The 20,340-nt window shown below is 73.5% G+C and carries 19 protein-coding genes and 1 pseudogene; 8 read left to right on the plus strand and 12 right to left on the minus strand.

Features of this window, described 5'->3' with window-relative positions; all coding sequences use genetic code 11:
* Positions 1-211 precede the first annotated feature (211 nt).
* Positions 212-922: a DNA alkylation repair protein gene (locus ACFYM6_RS32720; RefSeq protein ID WP_387281326.1), complete on the plus strand. Its 711-nt coding sequence runs from the start codon at positions 212-214 to the stop codon at positions 920-922.
* Between the two features lie 26 nt (positions 923-948).
* Here ACFYM6_RS32720 and ACFYM6_RS32725 read toward each other — a convergent pair whose 3' ends face one another.
* Entirely contained in the window at positions 949-1,563 is a 615-nt protein-coding gene (locus ACFYM6_RS32725) for a TetR/AcrR family transcriptional regulator (RefSeq protein WP_387281327.1), read from the minus strand.
* 113 nt (positions 1,564-1,676) lie between these two features.
* Between ACFYM6_RS32725 and ACFYM6_RS32730 the strand changes: the two genes are divergently transcribed.
* A complete protein-coding gene (locus tag ACFYM6_RS32730) occupies positions 1,677-2,711 on the plus strand; it encodes a hypothetical protein (protein WP_387281328.1) in 1,035 nt (344 codons plus the stop codon).
* A 219-nt stretch (positions 2,712-2,930) separates the two neighbouring features.
* A complete protein-coding gene (locus ACFYM6_RS32735; protein WP_387281329.1) occupies positions 2,931-3,152 on the plus strand; it encodes a hypothetical protein in 222 nt (73 codons plus the stop codon).
* A 60-nt stretch (positions 3,153-3,212) separates the two neighbouring features.
* Here ACFYM6_RS32735 and ACFYM6_RS32740 read toward each other — a convergent pair whose 3' ends face one another.
* Positions 3,213-3,926, minus strand: a complete 714-nt coding sequence (locus tag ACFYM6_RS32740; RefSeq protein ID WP_387281330.1) for a spermidine synthase — start codon at positions 3,924-3,926, stop codon at positions 3,213-3,215.
* Between the two features lie 278 nt (positions 3,927-4,204).
* Here ACFYM6_RS32740 and ACFYM6_RS32745 point away from each other — a divergent pair, with 278 nt between their 5' ends.
* The gene (locus ACFYM6_RS32745) at positions 4,205-5,209 is read left to right on the plus strand and encodes a zinc-binding dehydrogenase (RefSeq protein ID WP_387281359.1); all 1,005 of its coding nucleotides are present in this window, start codon (positions 4,205-4,207) and stop codon (positions 5,207-5,209) included.
* Between the two features lie 18 nt (positions 5,210-5,227).
* Here ACFYM6_RS32745 and ACFYM6_RS32750 read toward each other — a convergent pair whose 3' ends face one another.
* From ACFYM6_RS32750 to ACFYM6_RS32770, 5 genes and pseudogenes are all read right to left on the minus strand, one after another.
* Positions 5,228-5,509, minus strand: coding sequence for a hypothetical protein (locus ACFYM6_RS32750; RefSeq protein WP_387281331.1), 282 nt, complete (start codon positions 5,507-5,509; stop codon positions 5,228-5,230).
* 235 nt (positions 5,510-5,744) lie between these two features.
* Positions 5,745-6,353: a class I SAM-dependent methyltransferase gene (locus tag ACFYM6_RS32755; protein ID WP_387281332.1), complete on the minus strand. Its 609-nt coding sequence runs from the start codon at positions 6,351-6,353 to the stop codon at positions 5,745-5,747.
* A pseudogene (locus ACFYM6_RS32760) lies at positions 6,292-6,846 on the minus strand (sulfite exporter TauE/SafE family protein); the annotation flags it as partial. The pseudogene ACFYM6_RS32760 and the gene ACFYM6_RS32755, both read right to left, overlap by 62 nt.
* 161 nt (positions 6,847-7,007) lie before the next feature.
* Positions 7,008-8,408 (minus strand): rhodanese-like domain-containing protein, encoded by a 1,401-nt coding sequence (locus ACFYM6_RS32765; RefSeq protein ID WP_387281333.1) that lies wholly within the window; start codon positions 8,406-8,408, stop codon positions 7,008-7,010.
* A 126-nt stretch (positions 8,409-8,534) separates the two neighbouring features.
* Positions 8,535-8,804, minus strand: a complete 270-nt coding sequence (locus tag ACFYM6_RS32770) for a metal-sensitive transcriptional regulator (RefSeq protein ID WP_387281334.1) — start codon at positions 8,802-8,804, stop codon at positions 8,535-8,537.
* Positions 8,805-8,984: 180 nt separating this feature from the next.
* Here ACFYM6_RS32770 and eccB point away from each other — a divergent pair, with 180 nt between their 5' ends.
* The gene (gene eccB / locus ACFYM6_RS32775) at positions 8,985-10,367 is read left to right on the plus strand and encodes a type VII secretion protein EccB (RefSeq protein ID WP_387281335.1); all 1,383 of its coding nucleotides are present in this window, start codon (positions 8,985-8,987) and stop codon (positions 10,365-10,367) included.
* Positions 10,368-10,520: 153 nt separating this feature from the next.
* Here eccB and ACFYM6_RS32780 read toward each other — a convergent pair whose 3' ends face one another.
* The 4 genes from ACFYM6_RS32780 to ACFYM6_RS32795 all read right to left on the minus strand — a co-directional run bounded on the left by ACFYM6_RS32780 (position 10,521) and on the right by ACFYM6_RS32795 (position 14,518).
* Positions 10,521-11,126, minus strand: coding sequence for a class I SAM-dependent methyltransferase (locus ACFYM6_RS32780; RefSeq protein ID WP_387281336.1), 606 nt, complete (start codon positions 11,124-11,126; stop codon positions 10,521-10,523).
* 181 nt (positions 11,127-11,307) lie between these two features.
* On the minus strand, positions 11,308-12,174 hold the full coding sequence (locus tag ACFYM6_RS32785; protein WP_387281337.1) for a carbohydrate ABC transporter permease: 867 nt from the start codon (positions 12,172-12,174) through the stop codon (positions 11,308-11,310).
* Complete coding sequence (locus ACFYM6_RS32790; protein WP_387281338.1) at positions 12,174-13,130, minus strand: carbohydrate ABC transporter permease; 957 nt, start codon at positions 13,128-13,130, stop codon at positions 12,174-12,176. The genes ACFYM6_RS32785 and ACFYM6_RS32790 overlap by 1 nt, the downstream gene beginning before the upstream one ends.
* The gene (locus ACFYM6_RS32795) at positions 13,127-14,518 is read right to left on the minus strand and encodes an ABC transporter substrate-binding protein (protein ID WP_387281339.1); all 1,392 of its coding nucleotides are present in this window, start codon (positions 14,516-14,518) and stop codon (positions 13,127-13,129) included. The genes ACFYM6_RS32790 and ACFYM6_RS32795 overlap by 4 nt, the downstream gene beginning before the upstream one ends.
* A gap of 121 nt (positions 14,519-14,639) precedes the next feature.
* On the opposite strand from ACFYM6_RS32795, the gene ACFYM6_RS32800 reads away from it, so the two are divergent.
* The 3 genes from ACFYM6_RS32800 (at position 14,640) to ACFYM6_RS32810 (ending at position 18,019) form a co-directional block, all read left to right on the plus strand.
* The gene (locus ACFYM6_RS32800; RefSeq protein ID WP_387281340.1) at positions 14,640-15,677 is read left to right on the plus strand and encodes a zinc-binding alcohol dehydrogenase; all 1,038 of its coding nucleotides are present in this window, start codon (positions 14,640-14,642) and stop codon (positions 15,675-15,677) included.
* The gene (locus ACFYM6_RS32805) at positions 15,677-16,495 is read left to right on the plus strand and encodes a sugar phosphate isomerase/epimerase family protein (RefSeq protein ID WP_387281342.1); all 819 of its coding nucleotides are present in this window, start codon (positions 15,677-15,679) and stop codon (positions 16,493-16,495) included. Before ACFYM6_RS32800 ends, ACFYM6_RS32805 begins: the two co-directional genes overlap by 1 nt.
* A 156-nt stretch (positions 16,496-16,651) precedes the next feature.
* On the plus strand, positions 16,652-18,019 hold the full coding sequence (locus ACFYM6_RS32810) for a hypothetical protein (protein ID WP_387281343.1): 1,368 nt from the start codon (positions 16,652-16,654) through the stop codon (positions 18,017-18,019).
* 125 nt (positions 18,020-18,144) lie between these two features.
* On the opposite strand, the gene ACFYM6_RS32815 is transcribed toward ACFYM6_RS32810, so the two are convergent.
* Positions 18,145-20,301, minus strand: coding sequence for a molybdopterin-dependent oxidoreductase (locus ACFYM6_RS32815; RefSeq protein WP_387281344.1), 2,157 nt, complete (start codon positions 20,299-20,301; stop codon positions 18,145-18,147).
* Positions 20,302-20,340: the final 39 nt, after the last annotated feature.

A 20,340-nucleotide genomic window follows, 5' to 3' on the forward strand; every position in this document is an offset into this window, starting at 1 on the left:
ACATCGACCGCCGCACCTACAAGGCCACCACCAGAATCGACGTCATCACCGACGACCCTTGACGAACCAGCCACCGCCCTAACTGAACGGCGTTGGGCCTAGCCCGCGATCGGCTGGTCGCGGGCCCAGCGCCGTTCGGCGGTCGCGCCCATGGGCCGTCTCCTGCTCAGGGATGGGGCCGGACGCGCTGGTCGCGATAGGTTGCACAGTGATGGCCACGATCGACGACGTCCGTCACGACCTTGCCAGCCTCGCCGACCCGGATCGGGTCGAGGGAGTGAGCCGGTATCTGCAGATGGTTCCGGGCGGCTATGGCGAGGGCGACCGGGCCATCGGCGTCTCCGTGCCGGAACAGCGCAAGGTGGCTGGCCGCTATTGGCGGGACCTCTCTCTGGCCGAAACGGCGGTGCTGCTGACGAGCGGCGTGCATGAGGAGAGGCTGACGTCGCTCCTCATCCTGGTGCGCAAGTTCGCCAGGGGGGACGAGGCCGAACGGGGCGAGATCTTCAGCATCGTCCTGGCCAACACCGGCCGCATCAACAACTGGGACCTGGTGGACTCGTCCGCGCCGTACATCGTCGGCCCCTGGCTGATCGACAAGGACCGGAGCGTGCTGGATCGGCTGGCCGAGTCGCGCCTGGTGTGGGATCGGCGGATCGCCATCATGGCAACTCTCGCCTTCATCAAAGCCGGCGACTTCCACTGGACCTTCCGGCTCTGCGACCGGCTCCTGCGCGACCCACACGACCTCGTCCACAAGGCGGTGGGCTGGATGCTGCGCGAGGTGGGCAACCGGGACCGGGCGGCGGAGGAGGAGTTCCTGGCCCGCCGTTACCGGGGCATGCCACGGGTCATGCTGCGGTACGCGATCGAAAAGTTCGAACCGCAGCGACGGAGGGAGTACCTGTCCGGCCTGGTGTAGCTGATCGATGCCGGAACGGGCGCGGGCTATGCCGTGGCGCGTTTCCGCACGAGTGGCAGGTATACCTCGTCGACGATGTCGATGAGGACCTCGTCGGGTGCGGTGGGCACGCCTCGCGTGACGAACTCGTTCCGGAGCAGGACGATCGCCACGGTGGCGACCCGGGGGTGGAGGGATTCAGGGGAGGCTTCCCCGCGGGCGACGGCGCGTCCCAGGATCGTCAGCCACATGGCGGTCATCCCGTCGGTGGATTGCTCCGGTAGTTGCGCCGCGAGGTTCTTCGCGCTGCCGGCCGCCGCCAGCAGTTCCCGCAGGATGGTGCCGAGCGGCGAGCTCCAGTGCCGATTGGCTCGGCGCAGCAGTTCCAGGGCATCCTCGCGCAGCTCACCGGTGTCGGGGGCTTGGATCGTCGTGGCCAACTGCTTGTAGGCGGCGATGCCGAGAGTGAGGCGGTCTGGCCAGCGGCGGTAGATCGCGTTCTTGTTGGTGCCTGCCCGCTTGGCGACCCGGTCCATGGACAGCCCCGCGTACCCGGACTCGGTGAGTTCATCGGCCGCGGCGCGCAGGATCGCCTCCTCCAGTGCCGCGCCCCGTCGTCGGGTCTGTCCAGCACGGGTCTGCGTCATCGGGTCGTCCGGCATGATCTTCCTTGCGATCGGTACTTCTCGTTCCTTCCAAGCATCCACTTGACGTGCGACCTCAGTCAAAATACGGTACTGCCAGTACCTTACAAAGACGCGGAAGGGACCCACGCGTGCGTGCCAGAGGCATCACCTACGACACCGGATTCGTCCGCCATGGCGTGAACTCCCGCCAACGCTTCGAGCCGGAGCTGGTCGAACGCGAACTACGCATCATCCGGGACGATCTGCACTGCACTGCCGTCCGCGTGACCGGCGGCGATCCCGAGCGGATCGAGACCGCCGCGACCTTCGCCGTCGACCTGGGCCTGGAGGTCTGGTTCTCGCCGTATCCGCTCGAGATGACTGCCGACGAGATGCTGTCGCTGTTCGCCGACTGCGCCGAGCGGGCGGAGCGGCTGCGGCGGCGCGGCGCTGAGGTCGTGTTCGTCACCGGCGCCGAGCTGAGCCTGATGAACCCGGGATTCCTGCCCGGCGACACCACCGAGGAACGGATCGGGCTGCTGAGCCAGCCGCACCGCGTGCGCGACCTGATTGCCGAGGCCGGCGCCCGGGTCAACGACTTCCTCGGCAAAGCCGTAGCCCTGGTCCGCGAGCGGTTCGGTGGCAAACTCACCTACGCCTCGGTGCCAATTGACCGCGTCGACTGGACGCCCTTCGACATCGTGTCCATGGACGTCTACCGGTCGGCCGCGACCGCCGACACGTTCGCCGAGATGGTCGCCGAGGGCATGCGCAGCCCGGCACTTCAAGGAAAGCCGGTCGCGATCACCGAATTCGGCTCGGCCACCTACCAGGGCGCGGGCGACCGGGGCGCGCAAGGACTGGAGATCGTCGAGTACGACCAGGACACCGGCCCGGTCCGACTCAACGGGAAGTACGTCCGCGACGAGGCCGGCCAGGCGGCCTACCTACGCGAGCTGCTGGAGGTCTTCGACGCCGAGGGCGTCGACACCGCCTTCGTGTTCCTCTTCGCGCTCTACGACCACCCGCACCGCCCCGACGGCGATCCCCGCGACGACCTGGACCTGGCCAGCTACGGCATCGTCAAGGTCTTCGACGACCGCCACGGAGACACCTACCCGGACCTGCCGTGGGAACCCAAAGCCGCGTTCACCACCATCGCCGAGCACTACGGAAGGCGATGAGAGCGTCGCGCTGCCGCGGGCGGCCGCGGCGATTCGCCGTCTCCTCGTCATCGGTGGTGGCCGGGCGCGCTGCGCCGGCCACCACCGACCCGCCAGCGTCCTACGCCGGCGGGGCTGCCTCGTCGGTCTCCGGCGACACCAGCGGCAGGTAGCTCTCCGGACGCCAACCGGCGATCACCTTGGTGAAGAGCCCCTGGCGCCGAGCCGACCGCCGAGCGGGTGGTCGTCGACGGCAAGTACGTCACCGCGGCCGGCGTCTCGGCCGGCGTCGACATGGCGCTCACCCTGGCCGGCCGGATCGCCGGCGACGAGGTCGCCCAGGCCCTCCAGCTCGGCATCGAGTACGACCCGCAGCCCCCGTACGCCGCCGGGTCGCCGAAAACCGCGCCGGCCCCCGTGGTCGCCGCGCTGCGGGCGAACCCCGCGCTGGTGCTCGCCTGAGATCCCCCACCGCGGACGGCTTCCGGCGTGCCGGGAGCTGCCCGCACGACCGGGGGCCGGTCAGTGCCGGGCCACGTAGACGGTGTTCGCGGACTCCCGACGCTGCAGCGGGTTGGGGAAACGGACGACGTGCGCCACCGAGGTCGGAAACACCGCGGTGAGCACCCGCTGGAACGCCGGGTCCGGCGGGTCGTTCGACCACAGCGCGAAGACCCCGTCGCGGTGCAGCAGCGCGGCGAGCCGGCGCAGCCCGTCCACCGTATAGAAGCCGGCGTGACTGGGGTGCAGCACCTGACGCGGCGAGTGGTCCACGTCGAGCAGCACCGCGTGGAACCGCCGACCCGGCGACTCCGGGTCGAAGCCGACCCCGCTGGCCACCGCCGCGAAAAAGTCCGCCCGGACGAACCGGGTACGCGGATCGGCGGCCAGCCCGGCGGCGAACGGCAGCAGGTCCTGCCGATGCCAGTCGATCACGTCCTCGATCGCCTCGACCACCAGCAGCGACCGGACCCGCGGGTCCTCCAGCGCGGTCCGCGCGGTGTAGCCGAGCCCGAGGCCGCCCACCACCACGTCCAGAGCGTCCCCGGCCAGCGTGGCCAGCCCGAGCCGGGCGAGTTCGATCTCCGCGACCGGAAACAGGCTGGACATCAGGTACTCGTCGTCGAGTTTCACCTCGTACACGTCGACGTCGAGCGACGGCTCGCGGCGCCGGCGCAGGCTCAACTCACCGATCGGCGTCTCCCGCCAGGCCAGTTCTTCGAATCGCGCGCCCACGGGGGTGGTCCTCTCCGCCGGTTCCGTGAGGCGGATGTTACCGGCCCGTCCGGGCCCGGCCCGGCCGTCCACCGGGCTCGGACCCCCTTTTTCCGCCGCCGGGGGCATCGCCCGGGCCACCCCGGGTACGCCCACGACGACTCCAGCTCGGCTGGCGGCCAGGACGCGGCCTCCGCGCCGCCAGACGGCGCTCCGGACCGGATACCGGTCCGCTGCCGCGCAGCGACCTGGAGCCGTCGGGAGCGAGGACGGCGGAGGAAGGAGCGAGCGTGGCGGACATGCTGGCCGGACGGCTGCACCTGACTGAGCGGGCGCTGCGGATGGAGCGGGTCCCGGTGCCCGAGCCGGGACGCGGCGAGGTCCGGATCCGGGTCGCCGCCGCCGGGGTGTGCCTGTCGGACGTGCACCTGATCGACGGCACCCTCAGCCCGCTGGACCTGCCCGGCGACGTGGTGACCCTCGGCCACGAGGTCGCGGGCACCGTGGACGCGCTCGGTGAGGGGGTGCGGGGCTGGGAGCCGGGCCAGCGGGTGCTGCTCCAGGCGGGGGAGCGGGACCGCTTCGGCCTGGTGCTCACCCGCGGCGTGGACTACGACGGAGGCTGGGCCGAGTACGCCCTGGCCCGCGAGGACACCCTGGTCCCCGTCCCGGACCTGCTCCCGTTCGAGCAGGCCTGCATCATCCCGGACGCGGTATCCACGCCCTGGGCCGCGATCACCGACACCGGGCGGGTCCGACCGGCGGAAGCGACCGCGGTGTGGGGCGTCGGTGGTCTCGGCGCGCACGCGGTGCAGCTGCTGCTGCTGGTCGGCGCGGCCCCGGTGATCGCCGTGGACCCGCTGCCGGCGGCCCGGGACCGGGCGCTCGCCCTCGGCGCGGACCTGGCCCTCGACCCGAAGGACGGCGGCTTCAAGGACGCCATGCTGGAGCTGGTCGGCACCCGGGGGCTCGACGTCGCCTTCGACTTCGCCGGCGTCCCCGCGGTCCGCGAACAGGCCCTGACCGTGCTCGGCCGGCACGGCCGGCTCGTGCTCGCCGGCATCGCCAACCAGCCGATCAGCATCCCGTCGGACAGCCGGTTCACCTACAACCGGCAGGCGGTGCTCGGCCACTACGGCTCCGAGGCCGAGCACGTCGGGCAGTTGGTGACCCTCACCGGGCTGGGCCGGCTCGACCTGTCCGCGTCGGTCAGCGACGTGCTGTCCCTGGCCGACGCGCCGCAGGCGGTCCGCCGGGTCCAGGAGAAGCAGGGCAACCCGATCCGCCTGATCCTGCGCCCGTGAACCCGGAGAACGCCGCCCTCACGCCGTCAACCGAAGGAGGAAGAGCCCGACCACGCCGGCGATCGCGAGCGCGCCGAGGGCGGTCGCGACACGGTTCGACCCGCGCGCGTACAGGCCGACCGCCGTGACGGTGGTGGCCCCCACGGCCACCATGCCGGAGAGCATGAGCATGACGTACGCGGCCAGCCCGGCCATGCCCTCGGGGCTGTTCCGCGCGTCCACGGCCATCCAGCCACCGCAGGCGACGCCGATCAAGCCCAGCCCGTCGAACACGGCCGCCAGCAGCGCCACCGCGTCCACGACGAGACGTGGTCGCCGCCAGGACGCCGGTCGGGCGTCGCCCGGCCGGGCCTCCGAGGGGGCACCGGTCGTGCCGGCTTCCGTCGGCGCCGGGCCGCCCGGCACGGGCCGTCGGTCGTCCCAGCCTCGGCCGGGGCGCCGCCCGCCGGGCGGACCTGATCGGGTAGGGCGGGCCGGATCGGCGGCCGGTCGGCGTCCATGACCCGACGCTAGTCCCCGGGGCTGGCGGTGCGGATCAGGCGTCGGGTCGGGTCGCCACGACGACCGTGTCGAGGGCGTCGACGCTGCCGCCGTCGCCGGTGGGCACCGGACGGCGGGCGGTCTCGGCCCGCTGGATCCGCAGCCCGGCCAGCCCGTCGACCACCGCCTCCGGGGTGAGCAGGATGGCCGGGTCCTGTGGGCCGCCTGTGCCGCCGCTGAGGTTGGCCCGGTCATGGCCGATCACGACCAGAGTGCCGCCGGGACACAGCGACTGTCGCGCCGCGTCGAGCACCCGCGCCAGGTCCTCGGCGGGCAGGTGCAGGTAGCTGATCAGGACTAGGTCGTAGCTGCCGGGCACCGGCCGGTACGCGGTCACGTCCGCGACCCGCCACTCCACCGGTACGCCCCGGCGGGCGGCCAGCTCGCGACCCCGCTCGACGCCCACCGGGGAGAAGTCCACCGCGGTTACCCGCCAGCCGCGCTCGGCCAGCCAGGCCGCGTTGCGTCCCTCGCCGGCCGCCAGGTCGAGCGCGCTGCCGGGGGTGAGCCCGTCGACCGACTCGACGACGAACCGGTTCGGTTCAACGCCCCACACCAGATCCGGACTGCTCGCGTAGCGCGCATCCCAGCCGTTGCTGTCCACTGGGTTTCCTCCTTCGGCGGCGTCGCCCCGCCGCCACGGTGACCGTACCGGCCAGTGCGAGCGCCCCGATCGCGGCCACCGCCGGTCCCAGCTTCGCCGGGAGCTGCTGGGCGAGCACGAAGACGCCCATCACCACAACGAACCAGCCGAACGACTTGCGGAGCAGGTCGGCCGGGACGCGCCCGGCGAGCCGGCCGCCGAGGAAGCTGCCAATCACGGCCGCGGCGGTCACCGCGAGCGCCAGACCCCAGTTGATGTGCACGCTGGAGAGGTAGCCGGCGAGGCCGGCGAAGGACTTCATGGCAATGACCACCAGCGAGGTGCCGACCGCCGCCGGCATCGGCAGCCCGCCGAGAAGGGCCAGGGCGGGCACCACCAGGAAGCCGCCGCCGGCGCCGACCAGGCCGGTGACCAGCCCGACCACGATCCCGTCGAGGACGACGCGGAGCGCCGGCAGCCGGGGTGCGTACGTCGAGCAGGCGGGGGGACCGCCCAGAGTCGATCAGCTCGCGCAGCGCGGCGGCGTCCAGGGTGGCCGGGCGGGTGGGCTCGGAAGCGCTCATCTCTCCTCGTTCTGGGGCGAATCGTCCTGGTTTGGCGGCAGCGTGGGGCACCGGCCGGCGCCAGGACGCGCCGGCCGGATTCGGGTACGGATCAGGCGTTGCCGGCCATGGCCACGCCGGCCTCAGCGGCCCGGTCGAACCTGTCGTCGATCACGACGACCTCGCGGCCGGCGTTCGCCAGCAGCGACGCCGCGGCGGTGGCGCGGTAGCCGGAGCCGCAGTGCACCCAGACGACGCCGGCCGGTATGTCGGTGAGCCGCCGGGGCAGGTCGGGCAGCGGGATGTGCACCGCGCCGTCGACGTGGCCGGCGCGCCACTCGTAGGTCATCCGCACGTCGAGGACCACGTCCGGCGCGGGCAGGCCGGCGGGCGCGTTGCCCGCGTGGGCCGCGGCCAACGCCGAGAAGTCGGCCATCCGCAGCTCCCGGAGCTGGTCGGGCGTGGCCGCCCACTGCTCGGCCGTGCCGGTGGCCTGGGCGGCGGGCCGGTCGATGCCGATCCGGACCAACTCGCGCTGGGCGTCGGCGACCTGCTCCGGCGTCTCCGCGAGCAGCGTGATCGGCACTCCCCAGTCGATCAGCCAGCCGAGCCAGGTCGACATCGGCCCGTCCAGCCCGAGGCTGACCGTGCCGGCCAGGTGCGAGGCGGCGTACGCCTTGCGGTGCCGCAGGTCCACCACCCACTGGCCGGCGGCGATCCGCTCGCGCAACTGCGCCGGGTCGGCCCGGGTCACCGGGGTGAGGTCCACCGGGGCCGGCCCGGCGAGGTTGGCCACCCCCATGTGGGCGTAGTACGCCGGGTAGGCATCGAGCCCGGCCAGGGTCTCGGTCACGAACTGGTCCGCGGCGAGCCGCAGCACCGGGTTCGCCTGCTTCTCCCGGCCAATGGTCGAGTCGGGGGCGTCGGCCTGGGCGGCCGAGCAGAAGCTGCCGAAGCCGTGCGTGGGCCACACCTGGGCGCCGTCGGGCAGCAGGTCGGCCAGCCGCTTCGCCGAGGTGTGCTGGTGGTGGGCCAGCTCGTGGGCGTGCTCCGGGCCGAGCAGGTCGGTGCGCCCGGTCGTGCCGAACAGCAGGGAACCACCGGTGAAAACTCCCGCCGGCTGCCAACCGCCGTCGGTGACCTCGTCGAGAACGTACGACAGGTGGTGGAAGGTGTGACCCGGGGTGGCCACCACCCGGAGGCGCAGGGCGTCCGAGATGGGCACCACGTCGCCGTCGGAGACCGGCACCCGGTCGAAGCCGACCTCGTCGGCCGCGGCCACCAGATAGCGGGCGCCGGTCAACCGGGCCAGTTCGAGCCCGCCGGAGACGTAGTCGTTGTGGATGTGCGTTTCCACCACGTGAGTGATCCGCACCCCCTTCGCCCCGGCCAGGTACAGGATCCGGTCAATGTCCCGTTGCGGGTCGACCGCGATCGCGACCCGTCCGTCGGAGGCCAGGTAGCTGCGGTCGCCGAGCGAGGACGTCGCCACGACGGACACCTCGACTGCCATTTGCCGTTCTCCTTCCCTGTTCTTCTATACCCGGGGGGGTATATGGGAGACAGACTTCGGCCCGGGTTACGGGCGCAATTACCCGCCCACGCCGCGCTCAGGCGGTGTGGGCGTCGAATTCTTTTGTCAGGCCAGGGCGAGGAAGAGCTTCTCCAGCTCCTCCTCGGTCATCTCCGGCTGCTCGCCCCGGTCGCGGGCGGTGCTGCAGTGCCGCATCCCGGAGGCGATGATCTTGAAGCCGGCCCGGTCGATCGCCTTGGACACGGCGGCGAGCTGGGTCAACGCCGCCCGGCAGTCCTCGCCGTTCTCCATCATCTCGATGACGGCGTTGAGTTGGCCCCGGGCCCGCTTGAGCCGGGTCAGCGCCTCACTGGTCATCTCGGGCTGAAGCTTCATGGCGTTACCTCCCGTACCCCAACATACCCCGGGGGGTACCCGTGTGCCACTGATCGGGGTCTCGGCCAGATCCGCACCGGCCCGCTCTCGGACCGGCCGCGGGCCGCTGACACGGAGGGTCAACGATAGATCGACGCAGCGCTTATCCTGTGGCCCCGACGATCCACCGGAAGGGACCCGATGCCGTCGCGGCAGGACCAGCTCCACTCGTACCAGTTCACCGTCCAGCGGGCGGTCGCCGCACTGGTGATGCGGGAGACCGACCCGGCGCAGTCGCCGTTCCGGCGGTTGGCCGGCGCCGGCCTGGCCAGCGTGCTGGTCGCCGTGATCGCGCTCGGCGGCGTCGCCCTGTACGGCCTCTTCGCCGGCGGCGGCAGTTCCTGGCGCGACCCGACTGCGGTGATCGTGGAGAAGGAGTCCGGCGCGCGGTTCGTCTACCGCGAGGAGAAGCTCCACCCGGTGCTCAACTACGCCTCCGCGCTGCTGATCATCGGGGCGGAGCGGCCGAAGACCGTGCTGGTCTCCCGCCGCACCATCGACGGGGTGCCGCGCGGCCTGCCGCTCGGCATCGCCGACGCCCCGGACTCGCTGCCCGCCCCGGGGCGGCTCGTCACCGGAGCGTGGACCGTCTGCTCGGTCAGCGCGACCGAGGCGGGGCGTACCGGGGCGCGGTCGGCGCTGCTGGTCGGGCGGGACGCCACCGGCGGCCGGCCCCTCGGCGAGCAGGGGCTGCTGCTGCGCCACCCGGACGGCACCCTGCACCTGCTCTGGCACGACCGGCGCTACCTGCTCCGCGACACCGACCGGGTGCTGGCCGCGCTGGCCGCGACCCGGGAACGGGCCGTGCCGGTGGCCCCGGCGCTGCTGCACGCCGTGCCGGCCGGCGCCGACCTGGCCCCGCCCCCGGTACCCGGCCTCGGTGCGCCCTCCGACCGGGTCGCCGGCGCCACCGTCGGTGACGTCTACCTGGTCCGCAACTCCGGCGGCGGCCGGCAGTACGCGGTGGCCGAGCGGGACGGGCTGGCCGGGGTCACCGAGCTCCAGGCCGCCCTGCTGCTCGCCCGCACCGGTCAGGGCGACCCGAAGCCGATCACTCTCGGCCGCTTCGCCGCCCTGCCCAAGCTCCGCGACCGGGTGCCCGCCGGGCCCACCGCCCCGCCGGCCGTGCCGCCCCGGCTGGCCACCGCGGACGGCGGGGCGCTCTGCGCCCGGGTCGGCGACGACACCGGCGTACGCGACGTCCGGGTGGGCGCCACCCCGCCGGACCTCTCCGCCGCCCCGGGTACGCCGACCGGGCGTGGCGGCCTCGTCGACCACCTGGTGGTCGAACCGGGGCGGGGTGCCGTGGTCGAGTCCGTCGCCGGGCCCGGTGCCACCGGCGGCGCGGTCAACGTGGTCACCGACCTCGGCCGGCGGTACGCGCTCACCGGCGCGGACGTGCTCGGCATGCTCGGCTACGCCGGCGTCCGCCCGGTCCGGCTGCCCGCCAGCCTGGTCAGCCTGGTGCCGGCCGGCAGCCCGCTCGACCCGGCCGCCGCCCGCACGGTCGCCGCCCCGGCCTGAGCGGCCTTTCGCCCGCGCTGCGGCACCCGCCTCCAAGATCCACACCGGCTCGGTGAGCTTGCGGCATCATGGCAGGCCGGAAGCCGCAAGGTCGCCGAAGTCGCGTCGCTCTCGCGAGTCGCGCGTGCCGGTGGCGAGGTCGGCCGCCGCGGGTCAGGCGGCCGGTTTGCGCAGGACGGTGACCGCGAAGTCGGCGTCCTCCTGCCACCGGCGCAGGTCCCAGGTGGCGAAGCGGTGCTCCAGCCGGAGCCCGGCCGCCACCGCGTCGTCGTCGAAGTCGGCGAGCGGATAGCCGCGGTCGGTGCCGAAGCCGACCACCACGAGCCCGTCCGGGTGGACGTGCGCCGCGATCCGGCTCAGCACCGCCCGCTCGGTGCCGGGCGCGACGAACGTCATCACGTTGCCCGCACATAGGGCGGCGTCGAACGGCTCCGGCTCGCCCTGCGCGGCCAGGTCCAGCTCGGCGAGGTCGCCGACCAGCCAGCGCGGCCCGGGGTAGTCGGCCTGTGCCGCCTCGATCAGCGCCGGGTCGGCGTCCACCCCGACGACGCGGTGGCCGCGGGCGGCGAGTGCGGCGCCGACCCGGCCGGTGCCGCTGCCGGCGTCCAGGATGCGGGCGTGCGGCGGGACCAGCGCGTCCAGCAGCCGCGCCTCACCGGCCAGGTCCGCTCCTTCGGCCGTGAGCCGGCGGAACCGGTCGATGTACCACTGCGAGTGTCCGGGCTGGGTGTCGGTCACCCAGCGGGTCGGCTTGCCCATGCCGCCACGGTAACTGATCTCGTGAGCGGCCCCGGCAGGGCACAGGTTCACCGAGAGCGTGGCCACTATCGCCCGGCTGGCCAGCGCTTTCCGGGAACAGGCCGAGAATCGGATGATCCGGGCGGGAAGGGCGGTGCCGCCAGGCGCGGGGGTGAAATCCGGGCGCCCGGCGGCGGGGCGGTCAGCCCTTCTCGGCGCCGCTGGTGAGCCCCTCGGTGAGCAGCCGCTCGCTGGCGAAGAAGAGCACCACGATGGGCAGGGTGAGGATCACCGACCCGGCCATCAGCACGGTCTTCGGGACCTCGACCCCGTCGGAGAGCAGCGACAGGCCCAGCGACACGGTCCACCGGTTCGGCCGGTCGACGAGGAACAGCAGCGCGAACAGGAACTCGTTCCAGGCGATCATGAAGTCGTACAGGGCGACCGCCATGACCGACGGCGCGGCCAGGGGGAGGCTGACCCGGCGGATGACGCCGAGCCGACCGGCGCCGTCGATCGCGGCGGACTCCTCCAGGCTGACCGGGATGGTCTCGAAGTAGTTTTTGAGCATGTAGACCGAGACCGGCAGCGTCTGGGAGAGGTAGACCAGCACCAGCCCGACCAGCGACCCGCGCAGCCCGGCCCGGGTGAAGACCACGAAGAGCGGGATCGCGATGACGATCGACGGGAACAGGTACACCGCGAGGAAGAGCGCGTGGACCTGCCGCCGGCCGAAGAACCGCAGCCGGGCCACCGCGTACGCGCCGGGGATGGCGACCAGCAGGGTGAGCGCCGTGGCGGCCAGCGCGACGAGGCCGCTGTTGCGGATGAAGGTGAGGAAGCCCTGCCCGCCGTCCTCGGTGGCCTTGAGCACCTCGACGTACGTGGCGACGGTCAGCTCGCCGGCCGGCACCAGCAGCGAGCCCGGGTCGAGCAGCAGGCGCTCGATGGGGCGTACCGAGAGCACCAGCATGTACCAGAACGGCAGCAGGGTGACCAGCAGGAAGCCGGCGATCACCAGCCGGCGCAGCCAGCGCAGGCTGACCGTCTCGATCCGGTCCCGGTCCATCACGGCTCCCCTCGCCGGGCGAAGAAGCGCAGGTAGATCGCGACGAAGACGATCAGCACCACGGCCAGCACGACGGCCTGCGCCGCCGCCGCGCCGATGTCGGTACGTGCGGTGAGGAACTGGTAGACCCGAACGCTGACCACCTCGGTGCCGGCCGAGCCGCCGGTGAGCAGGTAGACGTCGTCGAACTTGTTGAACGTCATGATGAACCGCAGCACCCCCAGCAGCGCGATCACCGGCATCAGCTGCGGCAGCAGGATGTGCCGGAACCGCTGGGTCGGGGTGGCCCCGTCGACCCGGGCCGCCTCCTCCAGCTCACCGGGTACGGCCTGCAGCCGGGCCAGCAGGAACAGGAAGGCGAACGGGAAGTACCGCCACGCCTCGAACGCGATGACCGTCCAGAGCGCGGTGGAGTCCTGGGAGAGGAACGGGATCGGCGTGTCCCAGCCGAGGAACCGCCGTCCCCAGTCGTTGACGATGCCGAGCTGTGGGTCGAGCATCACCTGCCAGACGAAGGTCATCGCGACCACCGGCGCCACGTACGGCAGCAGCATGGACGCCCGGACCACGGTGCGGCCCCGGAACGGGCGGCGGACCACCAGGGCCGCGACGAGCCCGACCAGGATCGACCCGGCGGTGCCGCCGACGCTGTAGACCAGCGTGGTCCAGAGCGTCCCGGCGAAGCCGGGGGTGTGCAGCACCCGGTCGAAGTTGTTCAGCGTCAGCTCGCCGAACAGGCCGGTCTTGCGCAGGGTGGCGAGGCGTACCCGCTGGAAGGCCAGGACGATCGTCCAGACGATGGGGATGCCGATCACCGCCACCACGACGAGCAGCGTCGGGGTGACCAGCGCGAGCCCGGCGCGGGACTCGCGGCGGCGCAGGGTGAGCGGGCGTCGGCCGGGGCGGGGCCGGTCCCGGGTGGGGGAGCGGCCGGCCTGCGGTGCGGTGGTGGTCAATTGACGCCCGCCTTGATCGCCTCGACGTCCTTCTTCGCCCGCCTGGCGGCGCCGGCCGGGTCGGACTTCCCGGCGATCACGTCGGCGAGGGCCTTCGGCACGGGTAGCTCACCGAGGATCGCCCCGACCAGCTTGCCCTGGCCCTGGGTGAGCCCCCAGCGCTGGAAGGTGTCCGGGCTGCGGCGCAGGGTGGCCAGCACGTCCTCGCCGTACACCTGCGCCAGTGGCTGCTTGGTGTCCACGCCGGCCTGGCTGGTGTTCCAGGCGGTGAGGAACTTCTCCTTGTCGTCGCCGGTGCCCTTGCGGACGGGGAAGCGGCCCTCGGGGGACATCCCGAACCAGCGCGGGTAGCCGTCGGAGAGCATGTACTCCACGAAGGACTTCGCGGGGTCGGCCGCGCCGTCGAGCACGGCCCACGAGCTGATCTCGCCGTATTGGGCCGGCTCCGTGCCGTTCGGGCCCTTGATCGCGGTGACGAAGCCGCTGTTCTTCGCCAGGAACGCCGGGTCCCGCTGGCACTGCGGGCAGGTCGGCTTGGCGTCGTTGCGCAGCCCGGCCAGCTCGTCGAGGATGAACGGCGACCAGATCAGCATGGCCGCCTTGCCGGCGAAGTAGGTGGCCCGGGTGGTGTCCACGTCCTGCGCGCCCTTGACCGAGTGGTCGCGCATCAGCTCGCCGTAGAAGCGGAACGCCTCGACGCATTCCGGGGAGTCCAGCTTCACCGCGCCCGAGTCGTCGGTGAGCTGGCAGTTGTTGGCCAGGGCCAGGTGCTCGAAGGTCTGCTGGGTGAACACGTCACCGGGGGCGGTGGCCGCGGTGATGCCGGCGACGCCGCCGGTGTTCAGCTTCGCCGCCGCGGCGGCGATCTTCTCGTACGTGTCGGGGGTGGGCAGGCCGGCGGCGGCGAACAGGTCCTTGCGGTAGATCAGCAGCTGCCCCCAGCCGTCGCTGGGGACGGCGAGCTGTTTGCCGTCCTCGGCGGTCAGCTCCAGTGCGCGCGGCGAGAAGGTGTCCCGACCCAGCTTGTCGACGATCGCCGCGTTGGCGTCCGGGTGCAGCAGTTCGTTGCCGGCGAGGGTCCGGACGCCGGCCAGCGGGAGCGACCCGACCACGTCGGGCAGGTCGCCGGCGGCGGCGCTGGAGGCGATGAGGGAGGGGAACTGGTCCTCGTTGACGGTGACCAGGTCCACCTTGACCCCGGTCTTCGCGGTGTAGTCGGCGATGATCGCCTTGGTCGCGTTGACCCGGTCGGCCACGTCCTCCAGGCTCCACACAGTGAGCCGGGAACTGTCGTCTTTCTGCTGGTCGTCGCTGCAGGCCAGCAGCCCGGTCCCGGCAAGTGCCAGGATCAGACTGGTGGCGAGCAGCCGCCTCGAGGGTGATGACATCGGTGGCACTCCTCTCGAAAGAGTACGGCGTGCCTTCAATACCCATCGATTGATCAATCTAACCACATATGCCGATTTTTTCGGTTAGAATCGGGGCCGGCACTTCCCTCGGAGCGACGCCATGGCCAACTGGGTTGTCTCTCTGGCCGGGCCCCGACGCGTCAGCCTGGAGCCCTGCCCCCCGGACCCGCTCGGCCCCGGCCAGGTCCGCGTCCGCACCCGCTACTCCGGCATCTCCGCCGGCACCGAGCTGACCCTCTACCGGGGCAGCAACCCCCGGCTCAGCAAGGACTGGGACGACGCCACCCGCATGTTCGTGCCCCGGCAGGCCGCGCCCCCGTACCCGGTGGTCGGCTTCGGCTACGAGGAGGTCGGCGAGGTGGTCGAGGTGGCCCCGGACGTCGCCGACCGCCGGCCCGGCCAGCTCGTCTGGGGCATCTGGGGGCACCGGGCCGAAGCCGTGGTGCCCGCCGCCACGGTCACCCCGCTCGCCCCCGGCCTCGACCCGCTCGCCGCCGTCTTCGCCCGCCCGGGCGCCATCGCGCTGACCGCCGTGCTCGCCGGCGACCTGCACCTCGGCGACTGGGTCGGCGTCTTCGGGCAGGGGGTGATCGGGCTGCTCGGCACCCGGCTCGCCGTCCTGTCCGGGGCCCGGGTCGTCGCGGTCGACCGGGTGCCAGCCCGGCTGGCGCACGCCACCGCGTTCGGCGCCCGCCGGGTGGTCGACGTCGCCGTCGACTCGGCCGCCGCCGTGCTGCACGCGGCCACCGACGGCCGCGGCGCGGACGTCTGCCTCGAGCTGTCCGGGTCGTACCCGGCGCTGCACGAGGCCATCCGCGCCACCACCCACGCCGGCCGCGTCGTGGCCGCCGGCTTCTACCAGGGGTACGCCCACGGGCTGGGGCTCGGCGAGGAGTTCCACCACAACCGGATCCAGCTGGTGGCGGCCCAGGTCTCCGGGCCCACCCCGGCGCCCGGCACGGCCGGCCGCTGGACCGGGCCCAGGATCGCCCACACCTTCATGGACCTGGTGGCCGAGGGCAGCGTCGACCCGCTGCCGCTGGTGAGCCACGTCGTCGACGCGGGCGCGGTGGCCGACGCGCTGGCGTTGCTCGACCGCGGTGACGATGCCGTCCTCCAAGTCGTGCTGAGGTTCTGATGGCAATTCCACTCGCCTGCCAGGAGCAGCTGCTCCCCGGCGCCAGCCTGTCCGACAAGTACGCCCTCGCCGTCTCGCTCGGCTACCAGGGCATCGAGCTGCGCGGCCGCGGCGAGCTGGCGTTCGCCCGGCGGCTGCCCGAGCTGCGCCGGGCCCGCGCCGACGGCGTGGTGCTGCCCACCGTCTGCGTCGAGATGGACCACTTCATCGGTGACTTCGACCCGGAGCGGGCCGGGGACGCGGTGCGCAACCTCCGCTCCCAGCTCTCGGTGATCGCCGAGATCGGCGGGATCGGCGCGATGACCCCCGCCGCCTGGGGGATGTTCTCCCGCCGGCTGCCGCCGTTCGAGCCGCCCCGCTCGCCCGACGGCGACCGGCAGGTGCTCGTCGACGCCCTGGGCGAGCTGGGCGAGCACGCCCGCGCCGAGGGGGTCACCCTCTTCCTGGAACCCCTCAACCGGTACGAGGACCACATGGTCAACCGCCTCGACGAGGCGGTCGCCCTGTGCCGGGCCGTCGGCCTGCCCTCAGTGCGCGTGGTCGCCGACACCTTCCACATGAACATCGAGGAGGACGACGTGCCCGCGGCGCTGCGCGCGGCCGCGCCATACCTGGGGCACGTGCAGGTCAGCGACTCCAACCGGTACCAGCCCGGCGCCGGCCACCTGGACTGGCCGGCGCTGCTGCGTACCCTCGACGACCTCGGCTACGCCGGCTGGCTGGCCGTCGAGTGCCGGCTGCGCGGCGAGCCCGTCGCCGCCCTGCGCCAGGCGGCCGCCGTGCTCGCCCAGGCCCGCCCCCGGCAGGCCGCCGCATGAGCGAGCGCAGTGAGCGAATCATCGGGCACAGTGCCGGGGAGTCTCATGGGGCTGCCGAGCGGAGCGAGGTGGCCGCATGAGCGAGCGCAGTGAGCGAATCATCGGGCACAGTGCCGGGGAGTCTCATGGGGCTGCCGAGCGGAGCGAGGTGGCCACATGAGCGCCGGCACACCCGCCGAGTTGCGTGCGGGGGATCCGTCGGCTCGGGTGGCCGGTGCGGAACGCGCCGCCGCGCTGCGCCGGCTGGCGATCACCACCCTCGACGCCAACTGGGAACACGACCACACGGTGCCGTCGCGCACCCTCTACCCGCACCAGTGGAGCTGGGACTCGGCGTTCATCGCGGTCGGGCTGGCCCACTTCCGCCCGGACCGGGCCTGGCGGGAGCTGCGCACCCTGTTCGCCGCGCAGTGGGCCGACGGGCGGGTGCCGCACATCGTCTTCAACCCCGCGCTGCGGGCCGGCTCGTACTTCCCCGGACCGGAGTTCTGGGACTCCACCCGCGTCGACGGCGCCCCCGCCGCGGCCACCTCCGGGATCGTCCAGCCGCCGGTGCACGCCCCGGCCGCCTGGCTGGTGCACCGCCGTGCCCCCTCCGAGGCGTCGGTGCGGGCGCTGCGTGAGCTCTACCCGCGGCTGGTCGCCCAGCAGCGCTACCTGACCGGGCGGCGCGACGTCGGTGGCGCCGGGCTGGCCGCCGTGGTCCACCCGTGGGAGTCCGGGCTGGACAACAGTCCCGCCTGGGACGCCCCGCTGGCCGCGGTGCCCGCCGAGGCCGACATCATGCGGGCGTACCGCCGGCACGACACCGCGCACGCCGACGCGGCGCACCGCCCCACGGACCTCGACTACGCGCGCTACGTGGCGCTCGTCGACGCCTACCGGGAGGGCCGCTACCGGGACGACGGGCTGCTCGGCCGGCACCCGTTCCTGGTGGAGTGCCCGCTGGTCAACGCGGCGCTCGGGCTGGCCGAGCACGCGCTGGCCCGGATCGCCACCGTGGTCGGCGCCGACCCGGGGCCGCACGGGGAACGAGCGGCCCGGATCACCGAGGCCCTGGTCGACCGGCTGTACGACCCGGCCACCGGCACCTTCCATCCCCGGGACGTACGCGCCGACCGGCTGATCCCGGCCCGTACGGTGCTCGGGCTGATGCCGCTCGTCCTGCCCGACCTGCCGGCCCGCCAGGTGCAGGCGGTGCTCGCCGAGGCGGGCTCGCCCCGGTTCGGCCTCGCCGCCCGGATGGATCGCCCGCTGCCCACCTACGACCGCACCGCGCCGGACTTCGAGCCGCTGCGCTACTGGCGCGGCCCGAGCTGGCTGAACACCAGCTGGCTGCTGTGGCGCGGGCTGCTCAGCCACCACCGCCCGGACCTGGCCGCCGGGCTGCGGGAGTCCATGCTGGCGCTGGTCGCCCGCAGCGGCTGTCACGAGTACTTCCACCCGGACACCGGGGCGGGGCTGGGCTCGCCGGCGTTCAGCTGGACCGCCGCCCTGCTGCTGGACGCCCTCGCCGAGGGGTGAGCCGCCCCGCTGGTATCCGGCGGGTCATGGCGGACGGAAGGGTCCGGGCCATGCGGCCCCGGGGACGCCGACCGGGTGCTGGCCGGCGTGAAGGACGGCGTACCCGCCGAGCGGAATCCGCCGCCTCATCCGGCCGGCACGGCCTCCGGCGATCGTGACGCGGGCCCGGCCGGACTACGGGGCGGCGGCGTGGCCTCGTCGTCCTGGGGCGGCTGCGCCGTGAGCAGCTCGGCCGGCACCGGCTCGACCTCCACGCGGCAGTCGTGGAAGGTCGGCGCGCCGCCCAGGTCGGCGTCGCGGACCGCGGTGACCGCGTTGACGGTGGCCCGCCCCGGGCTCAGCCGCGCCCAGTACGCCTTGTAGGTGAAGGCCAGCCCGGGCCGCGTCGCGTCGTCCACGGCGACCGCCGCCAGGAACGCCCCCCGGTCGTTGTGCACCCGCACCGCGTCCCCGTCGGCGAGGCCGCGCGCCGCCGCGTCGTCGGGGTGCAGATGCACCCGGGGCGGCCCGGTCCGCCGGGCGTGCCAGGGCAGCGAGGCGAAGGTGGAGTTCATCAGGTACCGGCCGGCCGGGGCGATGAGCACCAGCGGGAACCGGCGGGCCAGCGCCAGGTCGGCGGCCTCGATCGGCGGGGTGTAGCCGACGACCGGATCCACCCCGTGCCGGGCCAGCGCCGGGTCGTGCAGCCGGGCCCGCCCGTCCGGGGTGGGGAAGCCGCCGTCGGCGTACGGGGCGGACCCGACCGCCACCCCGCTGGTCCGGGCGTACGTCCGCGCGCGCAGCTCCTCGAAGCTGACCGGCGTGCCGCGCAGGAGTTGCCGGGCCAGGTCCTCGTCGCTGTCCCGCAGCCGGGGATGGTCGATCCCGAGCGCGGCGGCGATCCGGCGGAAGATCTCGGTGTTCGGCAGCGCCTCGCCGGGCGCCCGGGTCACCGGCAGGTTGAGCGTCGTGTAGTGGTGCCCGTAGGAGGAGTGCAGGTCGAGGTGCTCGGGCTGCATGGTGGCCGGCAGCACCACGTCGGCGAAGTCGCAGGTGTCCGTCCAGCGTTGCTCCAGCACGACGGTGCACAGGTCGGCGCGGCGGAGGCCGGCGAGCAGCCGGGTCTGGTCGGGGGCGGTGGCGGCCGGGTTGGCGTTGAACACCACCAGGGACGTCACCGGCGGGTCGGCCTCGCCGGTGAGCACGGCGGCGAGCCGGCTCATGTTCACCGACCTGGCCCGCGGGGCGGGCATGTCCGGCGGCCGGATCACCGGTCCCTCGTCGATCGGGTGGTGCCCGCTGGTCGAGACGAGCGCACCCCCGCCCGGGTACCGGAAGTCGCCGGTGACCAGGGGCAGCGCGCAGATCGCCCGGATCGCCTGGCCCGCGCCGTGGTGCCGTTGCAGGCCCAGCCCGACCCGGACGGCGGTTGGCCGGGTGGTGGCGATCCGCTCGCCGAGGCGGCGTACCACCTCGACCGGCAGGCCGCACTCGGCGGCCGCCCGCTCCACCGGCCACTCGCCGAGCCGGGCCGCCAGCTCCGGCCAGCCGACGGTGTGCGCCGCCAGCCACTGCTGATCCGCCGCGCCGGCGTCGACGACGTGCCGCATCAGCCCCAACGCCAGGGCCGCGTCGGTGCCGGGCAGCGGCGCGACGTGCTCGTCGCTGCGTGCCGCGGTGTCGGTGCGCAGCGGGTCGACGGTCACCAGGTGTGCGCCGCGCTCCCGGGCCTGCTGCACGAACGGCCACAGGTGCAGGTTGGTGGCGAGCGGGTTGGCGCCCCAGAGCACGATCAGCCGGGCGTCCACGATGGATTCCGGCTCGAAGCCGACCGAGCCGCCGTAGATCGAGCGCTGCGCGGCCCGCGCGGCGCCGGTGCAGATGGTGGTGTCCAGCCGCGACGCGCCCAGGTACGCGAAGAGCCGGGGACCCATCGTCCAGCCCTGCACATGGCCCATGGTGCCGGCGAAGTAGTAGGGCAGGACCGATTCCGGGCCGTCCCGGTCGATGCTGGTGCGCAGCCCGGCGGCCACCCGCTCGACCGCCTCGTCCCAGCTCGCCGGGCGGTAGGCGACCCGCCCGACGCCCTTCGGCCCGGTCCGGACGTACGGGGTGGTCAGCCGGTCGGGCCCGTTGACCGCGTCGAGGTAGCGGTTGACCTTGCCGCAGAGGGCGCCCCGGGTGAACGGGTGGTCGCGGTCGCCGCGCAGCGCGACGGCGCGGCCGTCCTCGACGGTGAGCTGCCAGACGCAGGTGTCCGGGCAGTCCAGCGGGCAGGCGCCGGGGTGGGTGGTGCGGGCCATGCGGGCAGCCTACCTATCAGGTCCGATAACCTCGTGCGG

Source organism: Micromonospora sp. NPDC006431 (assembly GCF_042870725.1).
GTDB lineage: Bacteria > Actinomycetota > Actinomycetes > Mycobacteriales > Micromonosporaceae > Micromonospora.